The 25,037-nt window shown below is 66.1% G+C and carries 22 protein-coding genes; 12 read left to right on the plus strand and 10 right to left on the minus strand.

What is annotated here, in order from left to right:
- The 8 genes from ACV22W_RS10300 to ACV22W_RS10335 all read left to right on the plus strand — a co-directional run bounded on the left by ACV22W_RS10300 (position 1) and on the right by ACV22W_RS10335 (position 8,882).
- Entirely contained in the window at positions 1–1,368 is a 1,368-nt protein-coding gene (locus ACV22W_RS10300) for a CpaF family protein (RefSeq protein ID WP_059818084.1), read from the plus strand.
- Positions 1,361–2,353 carry a type II secretion system F family protein gene (locus tag ACV22W_RS10305; RefSeq protein WP_448019035.1) on the plus strand — a complete coding sequence of 331 codons (993 nt, stop codon included), beginning with the start codon at positions 1,361–1,363 and terminating at the stop codon, positions 2,351–2,353. The genes ACV22W_RS10300 and ACV22W_RS10305 overlap by 8 nt, the downstream gene beginning before the upstream one ends.
- 4 nt (positions 2,354–2,357) lie before the next feature.
- Entirely contained in the window at positions 2,358–3,353 is a 996-nt protein-coding gene (locus ACV22W_RS10310; RefSeq protein ID WP_448019036.1) for a type II secretion system F family protein, read from the plus strand.
- A gap of 18 nt (positions 3,354–3,371) precedes the next feature.
- Positions 3,372–4,214 carry a pilus assembly protein gene (locus ACV22W_RS10315; protein WP_448019037.1) on the plus strand — a complete coding sequence of 281 codons (843 nt, stop codon included), beginning with the start codon at positions 3,372–3,374 and terminating at the stop codon, positions 4,212–4,214.
- Positions 4,215–4,239: 25 nt separating this feature from the next.
- Positions 4,240–4,566, plus strand: a complete 327-nt coding sequence (locus ACV22W_RS10320; protein ID WP_448019038.1) for a DUF3613 domain-containing protein — start codon at positions 4,240–4,242, stop codon at positions 4,564–4,566.
- Between the two features lie 11 nt (positions 4,567–4,577).
- Positions 4,578–6,617 (plus strand): pilus assembly protein TadG-related protein, encoded by a 2,040-nt coding sequence (locus ACV22W_RS10325; protein ID WP_448019039.1) that lies wholly within the window; start codon positions 4,578–4,580, stop codon positions 6,615–6,617.
- A 110-nt stretch (positions 6,618–6,727) separates the two neighbouring features.
- Entirely contained in the window at positions 6,728–8,119 is a 1,392-nt protein-coding gene (locus ACV22W_RS10330; RefSeq protein ID WP_059818091.1) for a sigma 54-interacting transcriptional regulator, read from the plus strand.
- 55 nt (positions 8,120–8,174) lie between these two features.
- Positions 8,175–8,882, plus strand: a complete 708-nt coding sequence (locus ACV22W_RS10335) for a DUF2968 domain-containing protein (RefSeq protein WP_059701437.1) — start codon at positions 8,175–8,177, stop codon at positions 8,880–8,882.
- Positions 8,883–8,965: 83 nt separating this feature from the next.
- Here ACV22W_RS10335 and hfq read toward each other — a convergent pair whose 3' ends face one another.
- Positions 8,966–9,559, minus strand: a complete 594-nt coding sequence (gene hfq, locus ACV22W_RS10340; RefSeq protein WP_448019296.1) for an RNA chaperone Hfq — start codon at positions 9,557–9,559, stop codon at positions 8,966–8,968.
- 293 nt (positions 9,560–9,852) lie between these two features.
- On the opposite strand from hfq, the gene ACV22W_RS10345 reads away from it, so the two are divergent.
- Positions 9,853–10,134, plus strand: coding sequence for a PXPV repeat protein (locus ACV22W_RS10345; protein WP_448019040.1), 282 nt, complete (start codon positions 9,853–9,855; stop codon positions 10,132–10,134).
- A gap of 27 nt (positions 10,135–10,161) precedes the next feature.
- Here ACV22W_RS10345 and ACV22W_RS10350 read toward each other — a convergent pair whose 3' ends face one another.
- From ACV22W_RS10350 to ACV22W_RS10365, 4 genes are all read right to left on the minus strand, one after another.
- Positions 10,162–11,076: a DUF1571 domain-containing protein gene (locus tag ACV22W_RS10350; protein WP_448019041.1), complete on the minus strand. Its 915-nt coding sequence runs from the start codon at positions 11,074–11,076 to the stop codon at positions 10,162–10,164.
- A gap of 29 nt (positions 11,077–11,105) precedes the next feature.
- Positions 11,106–12,860: an AMP-binding protein gene (locus ACV22W_RS10355; protein WP_448019042.1), complete on the minus strand. Its 1,755-nt coding sequence runs from the start codon at positions 12,858–12,860 to the stop codon at positions 11,106–11,108.
- A gap of 280 nt (positions 12,861–13,140) precedes the next feature.
- Entirely contained in the window at positions 13,141–13,959 is an 819-nt protein-coding gene (locus ACV22W_RS10360) for a TetR/AcrR family transcriptional regulator (protein ID WP_448019043.1), read from the minus strand.
- Positions 13,960–14,175: 216 nt separating this feature from the next.
- Positions 14,176–15,396, minus strand: a complete 1,221-nt coding sequence (locus ACV22W_RS10365; RefSeq protein WP_448019044.1) for an MFS transporter — start codon at positions 15,394–15,396, stop codon at positions 14,176–14,178.
- Positions 15,397–15,677: 281 nt separating this feature from the next.
- Between ACV22W_RS10365 and ACV22W_RS10370 the strand changes: the two genes are divergently transcribed.
- The 3 genes from ACV22W_RS10370 (at position 15,678) to ACV22W_RS10380 (ending at position 18,714) form a co-directional block, all read left to right on the plus strand.
- The gene (locus ACV22W_RS10370; protein WP_448019045.1) at positions 15,678–16,220 is read left to right on the plus strand and encodes a GNAT family N-acetyltransferase; all 543 of its coding nucleotides are present in this window, start codon (positions 15,678–15,680) and stop codon (positions 16,218–16,220) included.
- Positions 16,221–16,335: 115 nt separating this feature from the next.
- Entirely contained in the window at positions 16,336–16,962 is a 627-nt protein-coding gene (locus ACV22W_RS10375; protein WP_448019046.1) for a ParB-like protein, read from the plus strand.
- A gap of 24 nt (positions 16,963–16,986) precedes the next feature.
- Complete coding sequence (locus ACV22W_RS10380) at positions 16,987–18,714, plus strand: SulP family inorganic anion transporter (protein ID WP_448019047.1); 1,728 nt, start codon at positions 16,987–16,989, stop codon at positions 18,712–18,714.
- A gap of 32 nt (positions 18,715–18,746) precedes the next feature.
- On the opposite strand, the gene ACV22W_RS10385 is transcribed toward ACV22W_RS10380, so the two are convergent.
- The 5 genes from ACV22W_RS10385 to ACV22W_RS10405 all read right to left on the minus strand — a co-directional run bounded on the left by ACV22W_RS10385 (position 18,747) and on the right by ACV22W_RS10405 (position 24,736).
- Positions 18,747–19,697 carry a carbohydrate kinase family protein gene (locus tag ACV22W_RS10385; RefSeq protein WP_448019048.1) on the minus strand — a complete coding sequence of 317 codons (951 nt, stop codon included), beginning with the start codon at positions 19,695–19,697 and terminating at the stop codon, positions 18,747–18,749.
- 128 nt (positions 19,698–19,825) lie between these two features.
- Positions 19,826–20,770, minus strand: a complete 945-nt coding sequence (locus ACV22W_RS10390; RefSeq protein WP_448019049.1) for an ABC transporter substrate-binding protein — start codon at positions 20,768–20,770, stop codon at positions 19,826–19,828.
- A 100-nt stretch (positions 20,771–20,870) separates the two neighbouring features.
- On the minus strand, positions 20,871–21,908 hold the full coding sequence (locus tag ACV22W_RS10395; protein WP_059532942.1) for an ABC transporter permease subunit: 1,038 nt from the start codon (positions 21,906–21,908) through the stop codon (positions 20,871–20,873).
- A gap of 40 nt (positions 21,909–21,948) precedes the next feature.
- Complete coding sequence (locus ACV22W_RS10400) at positions 21,949–23,502, minus strand: sugar ABC transporter ATP-binding protein (RefSeq protein WP_448019050.1); 1,554 nt, start codon at positions 23,500–23,502, stop codon at positions 21,949–21,951.
- Positions 23,489–24,736: an ROK family protein gene (locus tag ACV22W_RS10405; protein ID WP_448019051.1), complete on the minus strand. Its 1,248-nt coding sequence runs from the start codon at positions 24,734–24,736 to the stop codon at positions 23,489–23,491. Before ACV22W_RS10405 ends, ACV22W_RS10400 begins: the two co-directional genes overlap by 14 nt.
- Positions 24,737–25,037 lie beyond the last annotated feature (301 nt).

A 25,037-nucleotide genomic window follows, 5' to 3' on the forward strand; every position in this document is an offset into this window, starting at 1 on the left:
ATGGCACACGACATTCAATTCGCCGACGGCGCAGCGCCGTTCTCCCAGACGCAGCAATTCCACGACATCAAGAATGCGGCGCACGAACACCTGCTGACGCGTATCGAGGAACTGGGCGCCGAGTTCGGCCGATGGTCGCGCCAGGCGATCAATCAGTTCGTCGACCTCGAAATCGACAGCTTCGTCCGGCTGCGCCGCATTCCGCTCAACGAGAACGAGGTGCGGGCGATCGCCGAGGCGCTGACGAAAGAACTCGCGGGCTTCGGCCCGATCGAGGACCTGCTCGCGGATCCCGCGGTCGAGGACATCCTGATCAACGGCTACAACGACGTTTACGTGTCACGGCACGGGATCCTCGCCAAGCTGCCGGTGCGTTTCACCGATAACGCGCACTTGCTGCGCATCGTGCGCCGGATTCTCGCACCGATCGGGCGTCGTCTCGACGAATCGAACCCGATGGTCGACGCGCGACTGCCCGATGGCGGTCGCGTAAACGTCGTGATCGAGCCGCTGTCGATCGACGGACCGATCGTGTCGATCCGCAAATTCCGCAAGGATCCGCTCAAGCCCTCGGACCTGCTCGGCAACGGCACGTACAACGACGAGATCGGCGCGCTGCTCGAGGCGGCTGTCGAGGCACGCTGCAACGTGCTCGTGTCGGGCGGAACGAGTTCGGGCAAGACGTCGCTGCTCAACGCGCTCGCATTCCACATTCCGGAGGCCGAGCGTGTCGTGACGATCGAGGATACGGCGGAGCTGTCGCTGAACCACCCGCACGTCGTGCGGCTCGAAAGCCGCCCCGGCGGATTCGACGGCAGCGGTGTCGTGACGATTCGCGACCTGCTGCGCAACACGTTGCGGATGCGTCCGGACCGGATCATCGTCGGCGAAGTGCGCGGCGGTGAAGTGCTCGAAATGCTGCAGGCCATGAACACGGGCCATGACGGCTCGATGGGCACCGTGCACGCGAGTTCGCCGCGCGAGTGCCTGTACCGTCTCGAGATGCTCGCCGGGTTTGCCGGCTTCCAGGGGACCGAGTCGAGCTTGCGTCGCCAGATCGCGAACGCGATCGATTTCATCGTGCAGATCGGCCGGCTGTCGAATGGGCGCCGCCGGATTCTGTCGATCACCGAGGTGACCGGGCTGTCCGACAACATCATCGCGACGCAGGAGCTGTATCGCTACGAAGCGCGCGTGACGCCGGAAGGCGAGGAAATCGATCACTGGGAATCGCTCGGCATCCATCCGCATTCGCCGAAACTCGCGCGCTTCCGGCAGACGCTGACGAACAGCGCAATGGGCGGGGGCGGTTTCGGTGGCGGCTTTGGTGGCGGCGGTTTCGGCCGCGGCGGGGGCTTCAATGTATAGCGCGATGATCTGGGTGCTCGCGGTCGCGATGCTGTGCGTGGCATCGGCACTGATGCTGTGGCGACATGCGGAAACCCGGCGCGTGCGCACCGATGCGAAGCGCTTCATCGACAGCCGGCTCGAACCCGGCATGCGCGTGGCGGCACCGGCTGCGCGATCGGCGGCATCCGCCGCGTCGCGGGCCGTGTCATCGTCCGGTGGCGCGCACAATACCGCGTCTCGTGCGTTCTGGGCGCACTGGTATGCGCTCGCAACGGAGTATCTGACCAACCTCGTGAACCGTGCGGGGATCGAAGGCGCGCGCGGCAAGGCGATCGTCGCGCTGGCCGCTCTCGCCGCGGTGGCGGCAATCGCGGGTAGCCGCGGCGGCGTGCTTGCGTGTTTCGCGGCGCTTGCGTGCGGCGGCGCGATCTTCGGTGTCTGGCTCACGTCGCGAATCCAGAAGCGGCGACTGAAAATCGTCCGGCAGATCCCGTCGTTTCTCGACGGGATCGTGCGACTGGTGACGCTCGGCAACAGCGTGCCGGCCGCATTCCAGGCAGCGCTGCTGACGACGGAGGAGCCGCTGCGGGGGTGTCTCGATCACGTGTCCCGGATGCTGCGCTCGGGTGTCGAGATCGATCGCGCGATGCTTCACATCGCCAAGATCTACCGGACCGAGGAGTTCGAATTGCTCGGCTCGGTACTGCGGTTGTCGGTCAAGTACGGCGGTCGCGCGGACGTCATGCTGGAGCGGATGGCCGTCTTCATGCGCGACCTCGAGCAAGCGGAGCGCGAGCTGACGGCGATGTCGGCGGAGACGCGGCTGTCGGCATTCGTGCTCGTGATGTTGCCGATCGGGATCGGCAGCTTTGTCGTGATGACCAACCCGAAATACCTGGAAGGGATGTGGAACGATCCGAGCGGACAAATGCTCCTCATGTTCGCGTTCCTGGCGCAGGTTGCGGGTAGCGTATGGCTGTATCGAATGGCTCGACTCAGGTGATGCGATGACAGCAACTCAGATCGGATCGGTCGCACTGGCACTTGGCGCGCTGGGCGTGCTGTTGTTTGGAATGATCGCGTTGTTGCGTGTGAGCGCCGCGTCGCGTGCAGAACGTGCGTTGGCCGATGCGCTCGATCAGCGCATGGCGGCGCTGGAAGCAGCCAAGGCGCGCACCGCGGCGGACGAGGTTCCATCGGCGAAACCGGACACGCGCGGGCGCGAGCGCATCGAGCGCTTGCTGGCGCGATTCTCGGCAACAGGGATGCGCTGGCTCGATACCGGGTTCGGCAAGTACATCGTCGCAGACGAGGACCGTCGTCTGCTCGAGCAATGCGGTTACGTCGACGCGCGTACGCGCGGGCTGTTCCTGATCGCACGAATTGCAAGCGGGATCGCATTGCCGTTGCTGTTCGCGATATTCGCGAGCGGACGAACGACGAGAGGATTCTGGATGATCGGCATGTTCGCCGCATTCGGGTTCGGTTTCATGCTGCCGAAGCTCTACCTGCAGCGTCGTGCCGCCGCGCGGCGGCAGAGTGTCATCGACGAGCTGCCGTTGCTCGTCGACATGCTGCGCTTGTTGCAGGGCGTCGGATTGTCACTGGATCAAAGCCTGCAGGTCGTGACGAACGATTTCCGCGGGATGATGCCGGTGCTGTCGTCGGAGGTCGGGATCGCGCAGCGTCAATTCGCAGCGGGCCGCACACGCGAGCAGTCGATGCAACGGTTATCGAGCGGATTCGACAACGAGGACTTGCGCGCGATTGCGCGGCTGATGGTGCAGGTCGACAAGCACGGCGGCGCGGTACAGGAGCCGCTCAAGCAGTTCGGCGACCGGCTTCGGGAAACGCGCCGCGCGATGTTGCGCGACCGGATCGGTCGGCTCACCGTAAAGATGACTGGTGTGATGGTGGTGACATTGCTGCCTGCACTGCTGATCGTGACGGCCGGCCCGGGGTTGCTGGCCGTGATGCGTGCGCTGACGGCGCATCATCATTGACGGACGGAAGGAAAGACGATGAAGCGGATCAGCGAAATGGCGAGGCATGCTGGCGTGGTGGCGGTGGTAGCACTGCTCGGCGCATGTGCGACCAAGGATGGCGGATACGGCGTGAACGCTCAGGCAGAGCGCGCGGCGCTGATTCAGGCCGCCGACCAGAAGCAGGCGGTGCCGGATACGCCTGCCATGTATCTCGGTCTGATCCAGCGGATGCAGGCGCAGGGCCTCTATTACGCATCGCTCGCGCACATCGACGCTTACGACAAGGCCTACGGCGTGTCGCCGGACACGATTCTGCTGCGCGCGGACGCGCTCCGGATGACCGACCAGCCGGCTGCCGGCGCGGCCGCGTATACGCAGTTGCTGAAGACGCCGCTCGCGTCGCGTGGTTACAGGGGGCTGGGGTTGATCGCCGGTGCGGCCGGTGATTTCGGCCTGGCTGTACAGGCATTGACGCAGGCGTCGGAGCTTGCGCCGACCGACGCGTCGCTGCTGTCCGATCTCGCTTATGCGAAATTGCGTAACGGCGATGTGGTCGGCGCGCGGGTGCCGTTGATGAAGGCAGCGGAGCTGGATCAACGCAATCCGAAGATCGTCAGCAACCTCGCACTGTACCTGCTCGCGTCCGGGCGCACGCAGGATGCGCAGCGACTGATGAATCAGCAGCGTCTACCGGCGGATATCCGCAAGGACATTCTTGGCGATGCCGCAAAGATTACGGCCGCGGCGCGTGCACAGCAGCGTGCGGTCGCGACGCCGCCGGTGGTGTCACGGCACGCCGCGACCGCGCCGATCACGCCGATGGCAAACAATTTCGGCTATGACCAGACCGTGCCGTTGCTGCAACGGTTTGCACAATGAACAGAACAAACAGGCGGGGAACGACATGAACAACAACGATCGTCGGAGCATGCGTGCAGGGCGGATTATGATCCTGGGTGCGATTGCCTGCATGGCACTGGGAACCGTCACCGCATCCGCACAGCAGGATACGGCACCGGTTGCGTCCGACGTGGGGCGCTCGACCAGGGACTGGCTCACGATGCAGGGCGAAAACCGGGCGGCAGCGCCGACGCAACCGTTGCTTGGCGACGTCGCGTCGTTGATCTACCAGCGCTATCTCGATTCGTTCAAGAACAAGATTCCTGAGTCGATGAGCACGCAGCTCGGTTCGTCCGGCGGCATGTCGGGTAGCGGACAGGGTGCGCAGTAAGCGAAATGGCGATGCGCGCAGATCAATCACGGGTGGGGCGGCGGCACGTCACGGGCGAGCCGACGGGGCTGCGTCAGCGCGGCTCCATCGCGATCATGGCGGCGATCTGGCTGTCGGTTGCCGTCATCGTGCTCAGCGGCATCGACATCGGCCGCTTCTATTCCGAACGACGCCATATGCAGGCGGCAGCCGATCTGGCCGCGCTGTCCTCGGTCATGAAAGCCAGCGCGGATACGAGCTGCTCGGCGGCGAAGACGGCGGCCCAGCAGGTCGCGAGCCCTTCGGCGAATTCCGTACCGGCAAACGCCACCATTTCCGTGACGTGCGGTGTGTGGACTGCGCCTCAGACCAGTGGCGGTGCCGCGCTGTTTACGCCGACCGCGGGCGATCCGATGAACGGTCAATGCGGCGGCTTGTCGGCAGGGCCGGCCGGATCAACGACCGGCCAGTCGGCCAACGCCGTGTGCGTGAGCATTTCCGAACCGGTGACGGGCTTTTTCCGCGGCGTGAAGTCGATCAGTGCGTCGGCCATGGCGAAGAGCACGCCGACCGATACCTTTACGCTGACCACGTCGCTCGCCGCGTTGAATGGCGGGCTGGCCAATCAATTGCTCCAGACGCTGACCGGTTCGCCCAATACGTTGAGCCTCAACGCTGTCGATTACCAGGGGCTGGCGCAGGTCAACTTGAAGCTGGCGGGCATTCTTGCCAATTTGCCGGTCGGCTCGAGCACGGCCGTACTGAACGGCTCCGTGACCCTTGGTCAGTTGGCCAACGCGGTGGTGCAGGCGGCGACCCAACAGAACCTGGTGGGCGCGAACCTGAACGTTCTGAACGCGATCGTCGTTGCGCTTTGTTCCGGCAGTGTCTGCGGCGGGCCGCAGATCGCGCTTAACCAGCTGGTTTCGGCCGCGGTGGCCAACGGAAGCTCTGCAGTCGACGCCAGCGTCAACGCGCTCGGACTGTTGTCGACCGCGCTACAGGTCGCGAACGGCACGAATCCTGTTGCCATCCCGAGCATCACGGTCCAGACGCCGACCGCGCTCGCGCCGCTGCTGTACGCGACGGTGTCGGGTTCAGTATCACTCGCCGGAACGCCGCCGGCCACCGCAAGCGGCCCGCCCGGACCGTCGAATTGCGGGACGTCGAATTGCTTGACCAATACGTCGACAGCGCAAGGGAACGTGTTCCTGAATACGTCGATATCGCTGCTGTCGACGTGCTCCAACGGATCCCTGGTCTATCCGGGGGGCACCTGCCCGTCAGGCAATGCGACACCGCTGGCCGCCGTCCAACTGCCGATTACCGCGTATGTCGCACCGGCGAAGGCCGGGCTCGCCTCGGTCACCTGTTCCGCGAACGGCACGAAGAGCGCGACGGTGAATGCGCAGACCGGGGTGGTCGCCGTCTATATCGGTGGGACGGCGAATACGCCGATCAACCTCAATGCGTCCAGCGGTTATGTTCCGAACGGCGGCGCATCGCCGATCACGTTGGTGTCCGTCAACTTGCAGAGCCTGCTGAATCTGCTCAACCTCGGCGGCTTGACATCGGCGCTGACAACGTTGCTCAGCGTCGCCACGCTCGGGCTCCTCAACGTGAACGACATCTCGGTCAACGTCAATTTGCAGCCCGGCCAGTTGACGGTTCCGGTCGCCAATCAAAATCCGACGTCGCTGGTGTTCACCTATCCTGGGCCTGGATCATCCGCGTCGCCGAGTCCGGCATCGCCGTACATGCTTTCCGTGGGAACCGATCAGTTCCTGTCGCCCGCGGTTCAGGGTATCGCCAACGGTGGTCTGACGCTGTCACTGTCTGCCCCACAGGGCAGTCTGGCAGGATTGCTGGCCGGCATATTGAATCCGGTGGTGAGCCTCATCACCGGGCCGCTTCTGACCGCACTGGCGAGCACACTCGTTCCGCTCCTCCTGCAACCGATCGATTCCCTGCTGACTTCGGTCACCGGCTTGCTCGGCTTGAGTCTGGGGAACGCCTATGTCACAAATACACCGGACTCGATCAAATGCGGCAATCCGATGCTCGTGCAATGAAAACCGGGGCGTCCGCTTGCGTCGGGAGCGCGGGCAGCGCTTCGGCCCATGCCCCGCGTTTGACCCGCAGTGCCGCATCACTCGTCAATAACCGTAGCCGCACCTGAATCATGAGAACCACCTCCGCAATCGCAGAACTCGACCTGTACGTCTGGGAAGGCAAGGCGGACATCGTCGACCGCGTTGCCCGCTGCATGGCGAGCTTCGACGTCGAAGTGATCCGCGCCGACAATGCGGAAATCTCGCCGGAGCGCGCCGCGTTGCGGCCGTCGCTCGCGATCATCAGCGTGACGATGATCGAAACCGGCGCGGCATTCCTGCGCGACTGGCAGGCCAACATCGGCATGCCGGTCGTCTGGGTCGGTGCGGCGCGCGACCACGACGCGTCGCAGTATCCGCCCGATTATTCGCATATCCTGCCGCTCGACTTCACCTGCGCCGAACTGCGCGGAATGATTGGCAAGCTCGTCACGCAGCTGCGCGCGCATGCGGCCGATACGCTGCAACCTTCCGAACTCGTCGCACACTCGGAGTCGATGCAGGCGCTGCTGCACGAGGTCGACACGTTCGCCGATTGCGACACCAACGTGCTGCTGCACGGCGAAACCGGCGTCGGCAAGGAACGTATCGCGCAATTGCTCCACGAAAAGCATTCGCGCTACCGGACCGGCGAATTCGTGCCGGTCAACTGCGGCGCGATTCCGGATGGCCTGTTCGAATCGCTGTTCTTCGGGCACGCGAAGGGCTCGTTCACCGGCGCGGTTGTTGCGCATAAAGGCTATTTCGAGCAGGCGGCGGGCGGCACGTTGTTCCTCGACGAAGTCGGCGACCTGCCGCTGTACCAGCAAGTCAAGCTGCTGCGCGTGCTCGAGGACGGCGCCGTGCTGCGGGTCGGCGCGACGACGCCGATCAAGGTCGATTTCCGTCTCGTCGCGGCCAGCAACAAGAAGCTGCCGCAACTCGTGAAGGAAGGCCTGTTCCGGGCGGATCTTTACTATCGGCTCGCGGTGATCGAGCTGAGCATTCCGTCGCTGGAAGAGCGGGGCGCGGTCGACAAGATCGCGTTGTTCAAGTCGTTCGTCGCGGAGGTGGTGGGCGACGAGCGGCTCGCGCAGTTGTCCGACCTGCCTTACTGGCTCGCGGACGCAGTAGCGGACAGCTATTTCCCGGGCAACGTGCGCGAGCTGCGCAACCTTGCGGAGCGCGTCGGGGTGACGGTGCGGCAAACGGGCGGCTGGGATGCCGCGCGACTGCAGCGGCTGGTCGCACATGCGCGCAATTCGGCGCAGCCGGTGCCGGTGGAGAGTGCGGCAGAGGTCTTCGTCGACCGCAGCAAGTGGGACATGAACGAGCGCAGCCGCGTGATCGCCGCCCTCGACGCAAACGGTTGGCGGCGTCAGGATACGGCGCAGCAGCTCGGCATCAGCCGGAAAGTCCTGTGGGAAAAGATGCGCAAGTATCAGATATTCGACGAAGAGCCCGAGACTCGCGAAAGCGAATAATTAATGAGATAAAATCGCGCTGAATTACAACGACACGGGCGGGGAATCGAAATTCATGAGCCATATGACGGGGTTGGGGCGGGCGTGTGTGTTGCTCGCCATGATGGGAGGCATGCAGGGCGCGTTCGCGCAGGGGTTGGCCGGCAATGCATCGCCGGCGGTGCAGCAGGCGTCGGCGCCGGTGGCGGCGATTCCGGTGATCGATCAGCAGGTTCAGACGTCGGTACAGCCGCAGGCGGGCGAGACGACCGGGCAGAGCACGGTCGATGAACTGCAGCGCCAGATCCAGGCGCATTCGCTGACGGAAATGCGCACCAGCTATAACGGCAGCTACGGCGCGAGCCTGCTGTTCAGCGTGAAGGACGGTTCCTATTTCGTCGCACTGTTCCAGCAGAAGGCGTTCTGGCGGGTGATCAAGACTTACGACGAAACACGGGCCGAAACGATCTATCGCGATTTTTCGCGTCAGGCGGAACGGCTGGCCGTCAACGAGCTACGCGCGGCGAAGCTGGAATCGCAAAAGGCGCAGATGGACCGGCAGATCGAAGTCACGCAGGAACGGGCGCGGCGTCTGCAGGCGGATATCTCGATCGCGCGCGAGCAGCAGGCAGCGGTCGCGGATCGCCAGAAGAGCGTTCGCACCGAAACGGCGGCATTGCAGGCGCAACAGGCGCAGCTTCAGTCGCAACTGCGTGCATTGCAGCAGCAGGTGCGTTCGCTGCAGCGCGAGGCCGACGCAGGCTTGCCGACGACGGCGCACTGAGTGATCACGGCACGGCCGGTGCGGCGACATGCCGCGCCGCCTCACCAGAAAAAAGGGCAAGCCGTTTGGCTTGCCCTTTCGTTTTACTGGCCGTCCGGCACGATGCGCCGGCGGCGCGTGACGATCACCGGCCCGTTGCCGCCGCGTGCGTCGGACGGCGACGTGTTGCCCGATGCGTCGCCGGTGTCGCGCGGTGCGCCGTAGCTTTCTCGGGGGGCGCCGTAGCCTTCGCGGGGTTCGCGCGGCGCGCCATAACCCTCGCGCGGTTCGCGCGAGCCATAGCCTTCGCGCGGTTCACGGGAACCGTAACCTTCACGCGGTTCGCGCGAGCCGTAGCCGCCGCCGTCGCCGCGCGATTCGCGAGCGCCGCCGTGCGAGCCGTACGGGCTGTGGCCGCCGCCTTCGCGGCCGCCCGGCCGACCGCCGGTACGCGGGCCGCGGGGGCCGCCGCCGCCCGGGCGCGAGCCGCCCGTGTCGAGCTGGATCGTGGAAATCGCACGCTTGTAGATGCCTTGCAGACCCACGGGGGTGCGCAGCATCACCAGGTACTGGTCGAACGACTCGATACACCCCGTCAGACGAATGCCGTTGACGAGATAGATTTCAACACGCTTACGTTCCTTGCGCGCCGAATTGATGAAGTCGTTTTGCGGATGGGATTCTGCGGGATTGGCCATTGAGGTGCGGCAGGAGCCTGCGTCAGAGAATATGTTGTGCGTGTGTGGCGTGGTTGCCCACCAAGTGTTTGGCGGGATTTTACCCTGTTCGTTCCACCAGTGCGCAGTTGCGATTGTGTCGAACCGTAACCCACTATAGACGTTCCCGTGCATTTTCGCGATTCGGTCGAATGGCTAATGCCGTTTCGTTACGTCGCGTTACGACTCTCGCAACGGCGTAGCACCTGGCGCCGCGCGGCGCGATTACATTCGACGCGCATGCCGGGCTGGCCGGCGGATCCGGGAAGGGGAACATGAACAAGAGGGGATTGGCGGTGTGGATCGGGAGTGCGGCGCTGCTCGCTTCCGGCAGTGCGATGGCGGGACACGTCGACTTGTCGGTGGGCATCGGCGTGCCGGTCGCACCGGTCTATGTCGAGCCGGCGCCGGTCTATGTGGCGCCGCAGCCGGCGGTGGTCGCCTATCCGGGTTACGGATACGGCTACTACGGCGAAGAGGACGACGACGGTTACCGGAAATGGCGCAAGCACTATTACAAGCATTGGCGCAAGCACCACGACGATGACGACGATTGACGGCGACCTGCGCGGCGTCGGTCGTGGTCAGAACGCGTAATCCGGATTCTTCGGGTCGAACGCGGATTCGTCGAGTGTCGCCGGCGCGATTTTCTCGATGATGATCCGTTCGAAGATCTTGCCGTCGTTGTCATAGGATTCGACGGTCCTGAAATACGGTGCGTGCAGGTCGAGTCCGAGGGTTTCCTTCTTCGCATAGAACTGCGGGCGGCCGGTCGGCGTCTCGTAGGTGAGCGCGACGACGCGCACGCCGCCGATCGTCTTCGCTTCCACCTGCGTCGGCCGCTGCACGCCGGCTTCCTGGTATTTCTTTCCTTCGGTCAGGTACAGGTTCGTGATGAACTCGGTGCCGAGATCCTTCACCTGATGATTCGACTGCGCGCGTGCGAGTGCGCCGTCAAGCGCCGTCCACAGCGGAATCTTGCCGAGCAGGCCGCCTAGATGGCCGTACATCTCGTCCTTGCGCTGGGTCGTGTCGTAGATCGTCTCCTGTCCGGCACGCGCGCCGCCAGGCAGCCATTTCGCATACACGCGCAACGGTTCGCGGGTCGTCTTCACGAGCATGCGGTCGGGCGTGTCGGACCATTTCCCGCTGATGCGCTCCTGGCGCACCATCGTGAACTGGTACGACGGATAGCCGTTGGGACCGTCGCGGATATAGAGCGGGACGGCGAGCGGATCGAGGGTCTTGAACAGCGCCGTGAGCGTCGCGTCGTCGAGTTGTGCGAGCGTGCCGCGCTGTGCGGCCGTACGCAGCCAGCGCGCCTGCTGCGCGACCGGCGCGCGTGTGACCTTCGCCAGGTCCGCCGGCAGTGCGGCCTCCTGGACCGCGCTCGCGGCGGCGGCGGTTTCCTGCGCATGCAGGCCGGCTTGTGCGAGCGACAGCATGCACGCGACGGCCGCGGCGGCATGCCGCGTGCGGCACTTCGTTCCTTCGTTCATCGACAGCGTCTCCCGGGGCGATGGATCGTTCAGCCTTGCTTCGCGGCCTTGAGCTTGGCGAGTTCCTCGTCGCGCAGCGCGCGGCGCAGGATCTTGCCGACGTTCGTCTGCGGTAGCGTGTCGCGGAACTCGACGAGCTTCGGCATCTTGTAGCCGGTCAGGTTCTTGCGGCAATGCGCGAGCACGTCGTCGACCGTCAGCGTCGGGTCGCGGCGCACGATGAAGACCTTGATCCGTTCGCCCTGTACTTCGTCCGGGATGCCGATCGCGGCGGCTTCGCTGATGCCCGGATGCATGACCAGCACTTCCTCGATCTCGTTCGGATACACGTTGAAGCCCGAGACGAGGATCATGTCCTTCTTGCGGTCGATGAGGCGGATGAAACCGCGTTCGTCCATCACGCCGATGTCGCCGGTGCCGAGCCAGCCGTCGGCATCGATCACCTTCGCGGTTTCGTCGGGCCGCTGCCAGTAGCCGCGCATCACTTGCGGACCGTGCACGCACAGCTCGCCCGGCTCGCCGACGGCGGCCCAGGTGCCGTCCTCGCGCCGGAAGCGCACGAGCGTCGATGGGGCGGGCAGGCCGATCGAGCCGCTGAACGCGGCCATGTCGTTCAGGTTTACCGGATTCATCGTGACGATCGGCGAGCATTCGGTGAGCCCGTAGCCTTCGACGACCGGCCGCCCCGTGACCTCGTGAAAGCGCTCCGCGACCGCGCGCTGCATCGCCATGCCGCCCGCCATTGCGAGCTTGAGCTTCGAGAAGTCGCGCTTGCGGAATTCCTCGTTGTCGAGGAACGCGTTGTACAGCGTGTTGATCCCGGTGATTCCGGTAAACGTTTCGTTGCGGATGATCTTCATCACCATGTTCATGTCGCGCGGGTTCGCGATCAGGATGTTGCGCCCGCCGAGCCCCATGAAGATGAACGCGTTCACCGTCAGCGAATAGATGTGATAAAGCGGCAGCGGCGTCAGCACGGTCTCGACGTCGCCCGAGACCTGGTCGGCGATCCACGCCTTGGCCTGCAGCAGGTTCGCGATCAGGTTGCCGTGCGTGAGCATCGCGCCTTTCGCGACGCCGGTCGTGCCGCCCGTGTATTGCAGGAACGCGAGATCGTCGCGCGTCGTCTGCACCGGTTGCGGTTTGCCGCGTGCGCCGAGCGCGAGGGCGGCGCGTAGCCGGATTGCCTGCGGCAGGCTGTAGGCCGGCACGAGCTTCTTCACGTGCTTCAGCACGAAATTGATCAGGCGTCCTTTTGCATTGAAGCCGTCGGCGAGCAGGTCGCCGAGCGCGGTGACGACGATGTTCTTCACCTGCGTTTCCGGCAACGCGTCCTGCAGCGTGCGCGCGAAGTTCTCGAATACGACGATTGTCTGCGCGCCGCTGTCCTTCAGCTGGTGCGCGAGTTCGCGCGCGGTATAGAGCGGGTTGACGTTGACGACGATCGCGCCGGCCTTCAGCGTCCCGAACAGCGCGACCGGGTACTGGAACGTATTCGGCAGCATGATGGCGACGCGGTCGCCCGGCTTCACGCCGGTGCTTTGCAGATACGACGCGAACGCATCGACTTTCTGCGCGAGCGTGCGGTAGGTCATCGATGCGCCTGCGCTGACGTAGGCGACCCGTTCGGCGAAGCGCGAGGTGCATTCGTCGAAGAATTGTACGAGCGATGCGTATTGCGTGACGTCGATCTCGTGCGGCACGCCGGGCGGATACGATGCGTACCAGATGCCGTCGGTGTTCGGCGGGAGCTGGGCCGCTGCGGTTGCTGCGGATGAGGACATGATGTGTCTCCGGTGTCGGTGAGAGTTGGCGCTTCAGCGCCTACTCTCACCCCATGCTTCGCGGTCGGTGAGAGTTGGCACTTCAGCGCTTGCTCTCACCCCATGCTTCGCGGTGATGAGCGTCGACGTTTCCGCCCGACATTCTCGCCATGCTTTTTCGTCGACGAGCGCAAGCCAGCCTTGGCCCACGTCGCATGACATTCGTTCGGCCCGGGCCAGCGCATCAACGCCGGCCCGGGCCGCCAAAATCGTGAATCGCCGCCTGAGCGGCCTGGTGCGATCAGCTCGCCGAATGCAACGTCGCCGGATCGGCAGCCGGCGCGCTCGAGGACAGCCCGAACGCCTCGCTCGCACCCGCATCGTCGAGCACGGCCGCGAAGATCGACAGCTGCGCGGCGTCGGGCATCGGCGCCTTCAGCGCGGCGACGATCAGCGAGGACAACCGCGCGATCATCTGCACGTCGTTCATCGTGCGGCCTTGCGAGAATTCGTCGATGAGGCTTTCGGTTTCGGCTCCGGCCAGCGCGCCGGACAGCGCGCCGATCGCGAAGTGCAGCCGCCAGCCGAGCTCCGTGCGCGGCAGGTGCGGCAGCGCGCGCTGGAATGCGTCGAAGAAGCGGCCCGCGACGCTCGCGTAGTGCGCGGTCAGGAAGTTGCGCACGAACGGCGACGGGTCGGTGTACGCGCGGCCGATCAGCCGCAGGAACGCGGGGCCGCCGCGCTCGGGGTCGCGCGACGCCTTCAGCGCGGGAATGAACATCGCGCCGAGCACGTGTTCGCAGGTGATGTGGGCACCGAGCTGAGCATCGAAGCGGTCGAGGATGCCGAGGCGCTCCTGGTTGAGCTGATCGAGCCGACGCGACAGCATCGCGTGGATCAACGCTTCCTTGCTGCCGAAGTGGTAGTTGACCGCGGCGAGGTTCACCGCCGCGCGCGACGTGATCTGCCGCATCGACATCGCTTCGAAGCCATGTTCGATGAACAGGTCCTCGGCCGCATCGAGAATGCGCGCCTTCGTCCCGCCGGTTTGCCGATTGCCGGATGACCGCGTACCGGACGGCCGTCCCGGCGACGGTCGTCCCTCCTGACTTACTGCCATGTCCCGCCTCCCAATGCCGGTCGCCCGGCCGCGAACAGGTGATTTGATTATCTGATTCAAACAGCCGTTTTTATTAAGATAAAAAAACGCGGGCGGCGCGGGCAAGCGAGGAATCTGGACAAATTCCTCTAGTTCGATGTGCGAATGCGGAAAGTCTGTCGCGCGGCCCCGGCGGGACGGGGCACGCGCGATGGTGCGACGCGGCAATACGCACGCTCAGCCGGCGGTGGTACGCGTATTGACCGATTGCGTCATGTCGATGCCGCGCCGTTCGCGGCTGAACAGGATCAGCACGGCGATCACGACGGCCACGATGCCGGCCACGAGCGCCAGCGCGAAACCGTAGTTGTTGCCCTGGGAAACCGCGAGAGACGCCTGCATCGTCGCGTTGCCGGACGCGAGCAGGTTGCCGAGCTGGTAGACGACGCCGGGGAAGGTCGCGCGAATTTCGTCGGGCGAGATCTCGTTCAGGTGGACGGGGATCACGCCCCACGCACCCTGCACCGAGATCTGCATCAGGAACGCGCCGGCGGCGAGCGCGACCGGGCCGCTCGAGAACGCCCACAGCGGCAGCACCGGCAGCGCGATCAGCGCGGCGACGAAGATCGCGCGACGGCGGCCGATTTTCTCCGAGATCGCGCCGAACGACAGGCCGCCGACGATCGCACCGATGTTCAGCACGATCGTGATCCACGACACGGTATGCGGATCGAAGTGATGCTGTTCGCGCAGGAAGGTGGGGTAGAGGTCCTGCGTGCCGTGCGAGAAGAAGTTGAACGCGGTCATCAGCACGATCGCGTAGATCGTGAGTTTCCAGTTCTGCTGGATCGTGGCCGCGAGACTCGGCCGCGGTCGTTTTTCCATCTGCTTCCACGCCGGCGATTCGGGCACGTGCGTGCGCACATACAGGACTAGCAGCGCGGGCAGCACGCCGACCATGAACATGCCGCGCCAGCCGATGTACTGGTAAAAGAGGCCGAACACGACGGACGCGAGCAGGTAGCCGCTCGGATAGCCGGCCTGCAGCAAGCCCGACACGAAGCCGCGCGCCTGGGCCGGCACGGTTTCCATCGTCAGCGCGGAGCCGACGCCCCATTCACCGCCCATCGCGATGCCGAACAGCGCGCGCAGCGCCAGCAGCGCGGCGAGGCTCGGCGCGAAGCCCGACGCGAGTTCGAGCAGCGAATAGCACGCGATGTTGATCATCAAGGTCGGACGGCGGCCGAAGCGATCGGCGAGCCGGCCGAAGATCAGCGCGCCGATCGGGCGCATCGCGAGGGTGAGCGTCAGCGCAAACGCGACGGCGGGGATCGTCGACGCGAATTCGGCGGCGATGTCCTTCAGCACGAAGACCATCAGGAAAAAATCGAACGCGTCGAGTGTCCAGCCCAGGTAGGCGGCGATCGTGACGTTGCGTTGTTCGCGGGTCCAGCTCATGTCCGAGGTCTCCTCGTAGGCTTGCGCGCTCACGATCCGCCGGCGGATGCCGGCCCGGCTTGCGCGCGGTGCGGGGGCATGGATCGAGTGTAGGTCGCGGCACCGTACGATGTGGGGTGCGATAACCGCGAATCGGGAATAATCCCTATGAAATGGATCGTTGAGAAAACGGAAACGAGCATGCGCGAGACAGGCGACGGGCGTCTGTATCATTCCGGAAGGCTTTTTGTATCAGTCTTGTAATGTGCGCGATGCGCATCGCCACCGAATCAGGAGTCCCGATGACCGAACCATCCGTTGCCGCGCTGCCCGTCCTGGAGACCGGGCGACTGTGGCTGCGCCCGCGCGTGCTGGCCGATCTCGACGCGAGCATCGAGATGGATCGCGATCCCGAGGTCACGCGCTACATCGCGGGGCCGTGGCACGACCCGGACGAACATCGCCGCTTCGTCACGCACCGGATCACGCGCGCGTATCCGCCGGGCCTCGGCTACTGGTCGATCTTCGAGAAGGCCGCGCCCGACGCGTTCATCGGATGGATCCTGCTGATTCCCGACTATGCAGGCGGCGCGCGCGACGTCGAGATCGGCTGGCGGCTCGTGCGTGCCGCGTGGGGGCGCGGCATCGCATGCGAGGCCGCCGCGGCCGTCGTGCGTCACGCGTTCGACACCGTGCGGCTGCCGCGTGTGATTGCCGACATCGCCGAGGCGAATACAGGTTCGCTGAACGTCGCACGCAAGCTCGGGATGCGGCGCGTGAGTGTCGTTGATGACGGGATTCCCTACGTGCGCCACCGTCTCGAGCGCGACGACCTGCGTGCCTAGCGTTGCGGCACGTTGTCGGAGACCGTCAAGCGCATGCGTATCGAGGCCGCGACGTATTAACGGCTCGCCAGATCAGGAGTATCGTTGCCGGAAATTCGTAACATGGGGTACGACCATGGCACTCGGCAACGACGTTCATCTCATTCCCGTCCGGCTCGACGCACTGCGTCCGACGCAAATGACGGTCGGCTATCGTGAGGTGAAAGCGAAGCGCAAGCACTGGAAGACGCTCGACAAGCGTGCGCGCAAGGCCGCGATCGAGTCGCACTGGTTTCCGGCCGTCCTCGGCCCGGGCGGTCTGCACTACATCACCGACCATCACCACCTCGGGCTCGCGTTGATCGAGGAGGGGGAGACGCGCGTGAACGCGATGCTGTTGAAGGACCTGTCCTGGCTCGACGACACGATCTTCTGGCGGATGATGGAACATAACCAGTGGGTGCATCCGTTCGGCGCCGATGGGTCGCGTCGCGACTACGCACTTCTGCCGAAGGCGCTGACGGGGCTCCAGGACGACCCGTACCGGAGCCTCGCGGGCGAGTTGCGTACGGCGGGCGGCTACGCGAAGGATGCGACGCCGTTCAGCGAGTTCCTGTGGGCCGACTACCTGCGCCAGCATGTGACGCTCGACCAGATCCGCAAGAACTTCTCGAAGGCGCTCGACCTCTCCCTGCGCCATGCGCACGAGCAGGATGCGCGCTATCTGCCCGGCTGGTCGGGTGTCATCGCCGTCAAACCCTGACACGCGCCTCGTGCCTGCCACTTCATGACGACCGTCCCGCCCCGTCCGGATGCCGGCCCGCAGCATCCCGAACATTTCGCTGCACTCGATGCGGCAACGTCGCCGCCCATGCAGCGCATCGGCCTCGATGCGCTGGCCGGCGTGTCGATCGCCGGGTTGCTGATTCCAGAGGCGGTCGCGTATGCGGGTCTCGCCAACCTGCCGCCGCAGGCCGGGCTCATCGCGCTGCTGTCGGGGCTCGTCGTCTATGCGCTGACCGGCAGCAGTCGCTTTGCGATCGTGTCGTCGACGTCGTCGGCGGCGGCGGTGCTCGCCGCGACCGTACTGGCCGAGTCCGGGATGTCGCTTGCCGCGCAGCTCGCACTGGCGGCCGCGCTCGTCGCGATGACTGGCGTGCTGTTCATCCTGGCAGGCGCCGCGCGACTGGGCGGCATGTCGGATTTCGTCGCGCGACCGGTCTTGCGCGGTTTCACGTTCGGTCTGGCGCTGACGATCGTCATGAAGCAGTTGCCGAAGATTCTCGCGATCTCCGTGCAGCACGGCGACGCGCCGCATGTCGCGCTCGAGCTCGTCACCGGCGCGTCGCATGCGAACCTTGCGAGCGTCGCGCTCGGCGCGACCGCGCTCGCGTTGCTGTTCGTGCTCGGCCGGCGCTCCCGCGTGCCCGCGACACTGGTCGTGATCGTGCTGTCGATCGCGGCCGGGTATATGGTCGACTGGCAGCACTACGGGATCGCGGTCGTCGGGCACATCGATTTCCGGCATATCGAATTCGGGCTGCCGCATCTCGACCGCAATGCATGGATGCAAACGGTCGAACTTGCTTTCGCGCTGATGCTGATCCTGTATGCGGAGTCGTACGGGTCGATTCGCAACTTCGCGCTGAAGCATGGCGACAGCGTGTCGCCGAACCGCGACCTCGTCGCGCTCGGCTGCGCGAACCTCGTGTCCGGGCTGCTGCACGGGATGCCGGTCGGCGCCGGCTATTCGGCGACGTCCGCGAACGAGGCGGCCGGTGCACGCTCGCGTTTCGCGGGCTTGTGGGCAGCCGGCGTGGTCGCGCTGATCGTGTGGCTGCTGCTGCCGCAGCTTGCGCGCACGCCGGAGCCCGTGCTCGCGGCGATCGTGATCTTTGCGGTCAGCCACTCGCTGCATCCGACGGTGTTCCGGCCGTACTGGGTCTGGCATCGCGACCGGCTCGTCGTGATCGCCGCGTTGCTCGCGGTGCTCGTGCTCGGCGTGCTGCACGGACTGCTCGCGGCCATCGGCGTGAGCCTGCTGCTGACGCTGCGCAAGTTGTCGGAGCCGAACGTGAGCGTGCTCGGCCGGTTGCGCGACGGGCACGACTTCGTCGACGTCGCGAATCATGCCGATGCGAAGCCGGTGCCCGGCGTGCTGATCGTGCGGCCCGAGGCGCAGCTGTTCTTCGCGAACGCGGACCGGATGCTCAATCGCGTGCGTGCGCTGATGAAGGCCGCGCCCGATACGCGTACCGTGCTGCTGAGTCTCGAGGAAACGCCGGACGTGGACGGCACGACGATCGAGTCGTTGCGTACGTTCGCGGCCGAATGCGCGGCCCGTGGGCTGCAGTTCGCGATCGTGCGGCTCAAGGAGCACGCGCTGCATGCGCTGCGCCGTGCGGCAGATGAGACGCTGCGCGACGACGCGATGTCCGAACTGAGTGTCGACGAGAGCCTGCAAGCGCTGCAGGCGCGAAGCAATGGCGGAAAGGGCGCGCACGGCGGTGCGTGACGAACGCGCCGTCCAGCGCGTTCCGGTGCTGTCTAGTCCGATAGCGCGGCGTCGGCCGCTTCGGCAGCCACGGGATTTGCCATGACCTCTGCCACCTCGGCAGCCGTCGGCGCATACGCGCCCGCGTGCGCGCAGGCGACCGCCGCGCACGCTGCCGCGTAGCGCAGATGTTCGGCGGCCGGTGCGCCGGGGTGTGCGAGCTGGCTGGCGAGCCAGCCACCGATGCTGGCGTCGCCGCAACCGACGGTATCGGCGACCTCGGTCGCGAACGCCGGCTGGAACAGCGCGGAATCGCGATGCAGGAGCTGCATGCCGGCCGCGCCGCGCGTGACGAGCACGCTCGCATCGGGCGCCCACGCGCGCAATTGCGCGAGCGCGGCGGCTTCGTCGCGTTCGGGGAACAGGCCGCGCAGATCTTCGTCGGAAACCTTGATCCAGTCGGCGAGACTTGCAAGCCGGCGCAGTGTGGCGCGATACGACGGCGCGGCCATCGGCGCGCGATAGTTCGGATCGAACGAGATTCGTTTGCCGGCGGCGCGTGCAGCCTGCACGATGTCGATCAGGCGCGACGCAAGCGGCTCGCGCACGACGCCGAGCGAGCCGACGTGCACGATCTCGGCCGCGTCGAGCGCGCCGTCGGGCAAGTCGGCCGGATCGAACGCGAGATCGGCGCTGTTTTCGCCGATGAAGAAATAGTCGGGCGGCTGTTTCGACACGACCATCGCGAGCAGCGGCGCGCGATCGACTTGCCGGATGAAGCGCGGGTCGAGCCCGGCATCGGCGCTCCTGCGCATCAATTCGTCGCCGAAGATGTCGCGGCTGACCGTGCCGGCGAAGGCGGTCGGCACGCCGAGCCGTGCGCCGACGCGCGCCACGTTCCAGCACGAGCCGCCGGCGACGCTGCGCCAGTGCTGCGCGTCGTCGCGGATGAAATCGGTCAGCGCTTCGCCGAATACGATCAGGCGGGGGAACGTCGTCGTCATGTCGAAACCTTGTGCCGTGGCGTGTCGCGCGGCGGTGCGGCGGTTGAGGTGAGCGGGCGGACCGGGCCGCGCGACGCATGCGCCGACGCGGCCCGGCACCGCCCGCGATCGCGGGTGGCGTCGCGCGATCAGCGCGGGCTGCTCCAGCCCTTGTAGCCCTTCACGTTGTCGCGCGTGACGAGCGTCGGCTCGATCAGGATCATCGGGTTGGCCGGTTTCTGGCCGTTCATGATCCCGTAGCCGACGTTGACGGCCTGCTGCGCCATCGCCCACGGGTCCTGGCTCGACGACGCCTGCACGAGCGTGTTGGACTTCAGCGCCACCTCGATGTCCGGCGCGCCGTCGACCGACGTGATCACGATGTTCGGGCGATTCAGCTGCTTCGCCGCGAGATCGCTGCCGATCGCCTGCGGGTCGTTGATCGTGAACACGCCGTCGAGCTTCGGAAAGCGCGTCAGGTAGCCCTGCATCGCATTCATCCCGCCTTCGCGCGAGCCCTTGCCGTCCTGGTCGCTCGACAGGAGCTTGATGCCCGGGTTCTTGGCGAGCACGGCCTTGCAGCCGTTCACGCGATCGATCACGGCCGACACCTGCGGACCGTTCTCGATGATCACGTTGCCCTTGCCGCCGAGCTTCTTCGCAAGGTAGTCGCACGCCAGTTCGCCGGCCTTCACGTTGTTGGTCTGCACGGTCGCGTTCGCGCCGGCTGCAGCGACATCTACCGCGACGACCGTGATGCCGGCCGCCTGCGCCTTCTTCACCGCCGGCTCGATGGCCTTCGGATCGGTCGCGTTGAGCAGGATCATGTCGACGTGCGCGGAGATGAAGTTGTCGATCTGCGTGAACTGCTTGTTCAGGTCGTAGTCGGCAGAAACCGCGGTGACCTTCGCGTTCGGGTTGAGCTGCTTGGCGCGTGCTTCGGCGCCCTTCACGATCGTGACGAAGTACGGGTTGCCGAGCGACCCGACCGTGACGCCGATCGATTTCAGCGGCTTGTCGGCGGCGTGGGCGGCGGCGGCGCCGAAGGCGAGTGCGCAGGCGATGGCGGTCAGGGCGGCTTTGTGCTTGAACATGTCGTTGTGTCTCCGGAAGGTCCGTTGGCGGACGGGCGCAGGAGGACCTGCCTGCGCCCTGATGGTTGAACGGCGAGAAATGCGCGGTGAGGAATGCGTGTCAGGTACGGGCCGAGTCGCGCTGGCGATAGCGATCGAGCGCGACGGCGCCGATGATCACGAGCCCCTTGATGATGTATTGCCAGATGTCGGACACGCCGAGCAGCACGAGACCGTTGGTCAGAACCGCGATGATCAGCGCGCCGATCAGCGTGCCGACGATCGAGCCGACGCCGCCGACGAAGCTCGTGCCGCCGAGGATCACCGCGGCGATCGCATCGAGTTCGTACGACTGGCCGAGCTGCAGGCCGTTGGCCGCATAGAGCCGCGCGGCCGACATCACCGCGCCGAGGCCCGCGAGCAGACCCGACGCGGCATAGACGAACAGCTGGATCGCCCGCACGTTGATGCCCGACAGCCGCGCGGCTTCCGGGTTGCCACCGACCGAGTAGATGCGCATCCCGAGTACCGTGCGGCGCAGGATGAACCAGGACAGCGCGATCACCGCGCACGCGATCACGACGAGCCACGGCACGCCGAGGATCGTGCCGTTGCCGATGAACGCGAACGGCAGTTGCGGGTTGAAGACGGTCGTGTCGTTGCCGATCAGGCGGGCGACCCCGCGCACGGCAGTCATCGCGCCGAGCGTGACGATGAACGGCGGCAGGCGCAGGAACGAGATCAGTCCGCCGTTGATCGCGCCGAACACGAGGCCGACGGCGAGCGCGATCGGCACGCCGAGCCAGCCCCAGCCGGGGATGGTCGACGCGAGCAGCGCGGCGACGGCCGATGCGGCGAGCACCGAGCCGACCGACAGGTCGATGCCGCCCGTCAGGATCACGAAGGTCATGCCGGCGGCGAGCACGATGTTGATCGAAGCCTGTTGCGTGACGATCGACAGGTTCTGCAGCGTGAAGAAGCCGTCGGTCAGGAATCCGAAGCCGATGCACAAAACCAGCAGCACCGGCAGCATGCCGGCGGTGCGCATCAGCGATTGCATGCGCGCGCGATGATCGGCGCCGCGCATCAGCGGCGTGCGGTTGGCCACCGGATGGGCCGTCGCGGAAGCGAGGTTCCGCTGCTTGGTCGGGTTGATCATGTCGGTACCTGGACGTAAGAGGGGGATGAAGGGGCCGTGGTCAGTGCGCGTCGGCGAGTTCGGCCTGCGAGCCGGTGGCGAGCGCGATGATCGCTTCCTGCGTGATGGGCGTGTGCATGTGGCCGCCGAGTTGGCCGGCGATCTCGCCTTCGCGCATCACGAGCACGCGATCGGCGACACCGATGATTTCCGGCAGTTCGCTCGAGATCACGATCACGCCGACGCCCGCACGGGCCAGTTCGTTGATGATCCGGTAGATCTCGGATTTCGCGCCGATGTCGACGCCGCGTGTCGGTTCGTCGAGGATCAGCACGCGCGGCTTCGTCTCGAGCAGGCGCGACAGCAGCACTTTCTGCTGGTTGCCGCCCGACAGCGCGCCGACGTTCACGTTTGCGTTCGGCACGCGGATCGACAGCGAGGCGATCGCGTCGCGCGCGCGTTCGGCGCCGCGTGCGAGATCGAGCGCGCCGAGCCGTGCATCGCGGTTGCACACGGAGATGTTGATGTTGTCGCGCACGCTCATGTCCAGGAACAGGCCCTGGCGCTTGCGGTCTTCCGTGAGATAGACGAGGCCCGCGTCGATCGCGTCGCGCGGCGAATGCGCGCCGAACGTACGATCGCCCAGCTTCACGTCGCCGCGCGTGCGCGGTTCCGCGCCGAAGATCAGCCGCGCGAGCTCGGTGCGGCCCGCGCCGACGAGCCCGGCGATGCCGAGCACCTCGCCCGCATGCAGGTCGAGGCTGCAGCCGCGCACGCGGTCGCCGTCGGCGATGTCGCGTACCGACAGCAGCAGGTGGCCGGGGTCGTACGGCGCATGTTCCTTCTTGTAGAAGCCGGAGATGTCGCGGCCCACCATCATCGCGACGAGCCGCTCGGCCGACAGCGATTCGCGCTCGAGCGTGCCGACGTACGATCCGTCGCGCAGCACCGACACGCGGTCGGACAATTCGTAGATCTCGGCCATCCGGTGGCTGATGTAGATGATCGCGAGACCTTCCTCGCGCAGCTGGCGGATCAGGCCGAACAGGTGCTCGGTCTCGCGCGACGACAGCGGTGTCGTCGGTTCGTCCATCACGAGGATGCGTGCGCGGGTGTGCACGGCACGCGCGATCTCGACGAGCTGCTGCTCGGCGATCGACAGCGTGCCGACGAGCGTGTCGGGTCCGAACGGCGCGCCGAGACGCGTGAGCACGTCCTGGCAGCCGCGCGCCATCGCCGCGCGGTCGATGGTTCCCCAGTGCCGGTTGCCGCGGCGCAGTTCGCGGCCGACATAGATGTTTTCCGCTACCGTCAGGTTCGGCGCGAGGCACAGCTCCTGGTAGATCACCGCGACGCCTGCATCGCGCGCGGCGAGCGGGCCGTCGACGTCGATGCGCTCGCCGTCGATCAGGATTTCGCCGCCGGCGTCGGCGCGGTACGCGCCCGACAGGATCTTCATCAGCGTCGATTTGCCCGCCCCGTTTTCGCCCATCAGCGAGTGGATCTCGCCCGGATAGACGGTCAGGCTGACGTTGTCGAGCGCGCGCACGGCCGGGAACGTCTTGCTGATCCGGCGCATCTCGAGCAGCGGCCGGGGCGACTCAGAACGCGACATGGTTGACCTCCTGCGATTCGGTGCGGGCGCCCTTGAGGATGCCGGCCCGCGGGGAGAAGTTGAAGAACATCGGCAGCGTCGCGGCGCCGATCGCGCCGGCGTCGGCGCCGAACGTGCCGCGCACGAGCGTCGGCGTGCCGCGCGCTTCCGGCGCGGTGGCGACGAGCGCCGCGCGCAGGCGGGTCGTCAGTGCATCGAGCAGGCCGGCGTCGGTATCGGCATCGAGCACGACCACCGGCGCATCGACGACGCACAGCACCGCGCGCAATGCCGGGGCGAGTGCGTCGACGCAGTCGTCGATCCATTCGTCGACCGCCGGCAGGCCGCGCGCGATGCACGCCTCGAGGTCGGCGCGGTTCTCGACCGTCTCGCCGTGATGGCGCAGGTGGCGCACGAGCGCATGCAGCGATGCGCGGGCGAGCAGGATGTCCCACGGGCCGCGCGGCGGCGGCGCGGAGGCCAGCCGGCTCGGCGGGACGGGAATCACGGCGATGTCGCCGGCATTGCCGGTCACGCCGCGCAGGCAGTCGCCGTCGATCGCGATGCCGCCACCGATCGCCGGACCGATGAACAGGTAGACGAAGTCGTCGCACTGCCGGCCGTACCCGTAGAACAGTTCGGCGATCGCGGCCGCGTTGCCGTCGTTTTCGCCGAACACGGGCAGCGACAGCGTGCGCCCGAGGTCGCTCGCGAAGTCGACGTCTTCCCATGCGCGGAACGTGTCGGCGGCGAGGCCGAGTTCGCGCATCCATGCGCCGAGGTTGTACGGCTGCGCGACGCCGACGCCCGCCAGGCGCGCGCGCTCATGCGCGGGAAGCAGATCCTGCATCGCATCGATGTCGCGTCGCACGATGTCGAGCACGTCGGCGGGCGGGGGGAGTAGTGTGTCGTGGGAGCGGCGGCCGAGCACGTCGCCCGCGAAATTGACGAGTGCCGTCTCGATGCGCATCCGGTCGAGATGGACGCCGATGCCGAACGCGCCGCGCGGATCGAGGCGGATCAGCGATGCCGGCTGGCCGCGCTGGCCTTCGGTGCGGCCGGCGAACGCGATCAGCTTCGCATCGGCGAGCGACGCGATGATGCTGCCGACCGCCGTGCCCGTCATGTTCGCGAGACGGGCGAGGTCGGCCTTCGATGCGCTACCCGCACGGCGCAGCGTCTTCAACAGCAGGCGCTCGTTGTAACGGCGCACGTTGGCCGAGTTGCTTCCTTGGCCGATGTGCGGGCTTCTCATGGCGTCTCCTTCCATGGGCGCGTCGGTTGTGACGCATTAAATAAATCACGTTGATTTATTTAACCGCGTGAGCGGCGGCGTGTCAGCCTAGGGAAATCCCGGTTTTCTTTTCGGGAGGACGATGGTGGAGGGGGCGGCACGGGGGGGGCGAAGCGATTGTCCCCATGCCATGCCGCGAGGGCGGCGGGCACTCGATGCGTGTCGACGGGCTGGTGTGAGGTGGGATGCGAAGCGGTGAATGCGCAGGCGCGCCCGCGGAGATTCCGGAGCCAGAAATGAAAAAAGGCCGGCATAAAGCCGA

Source organism: Burkholderia sp. AW49-1, from assembly GCF_053427845.1.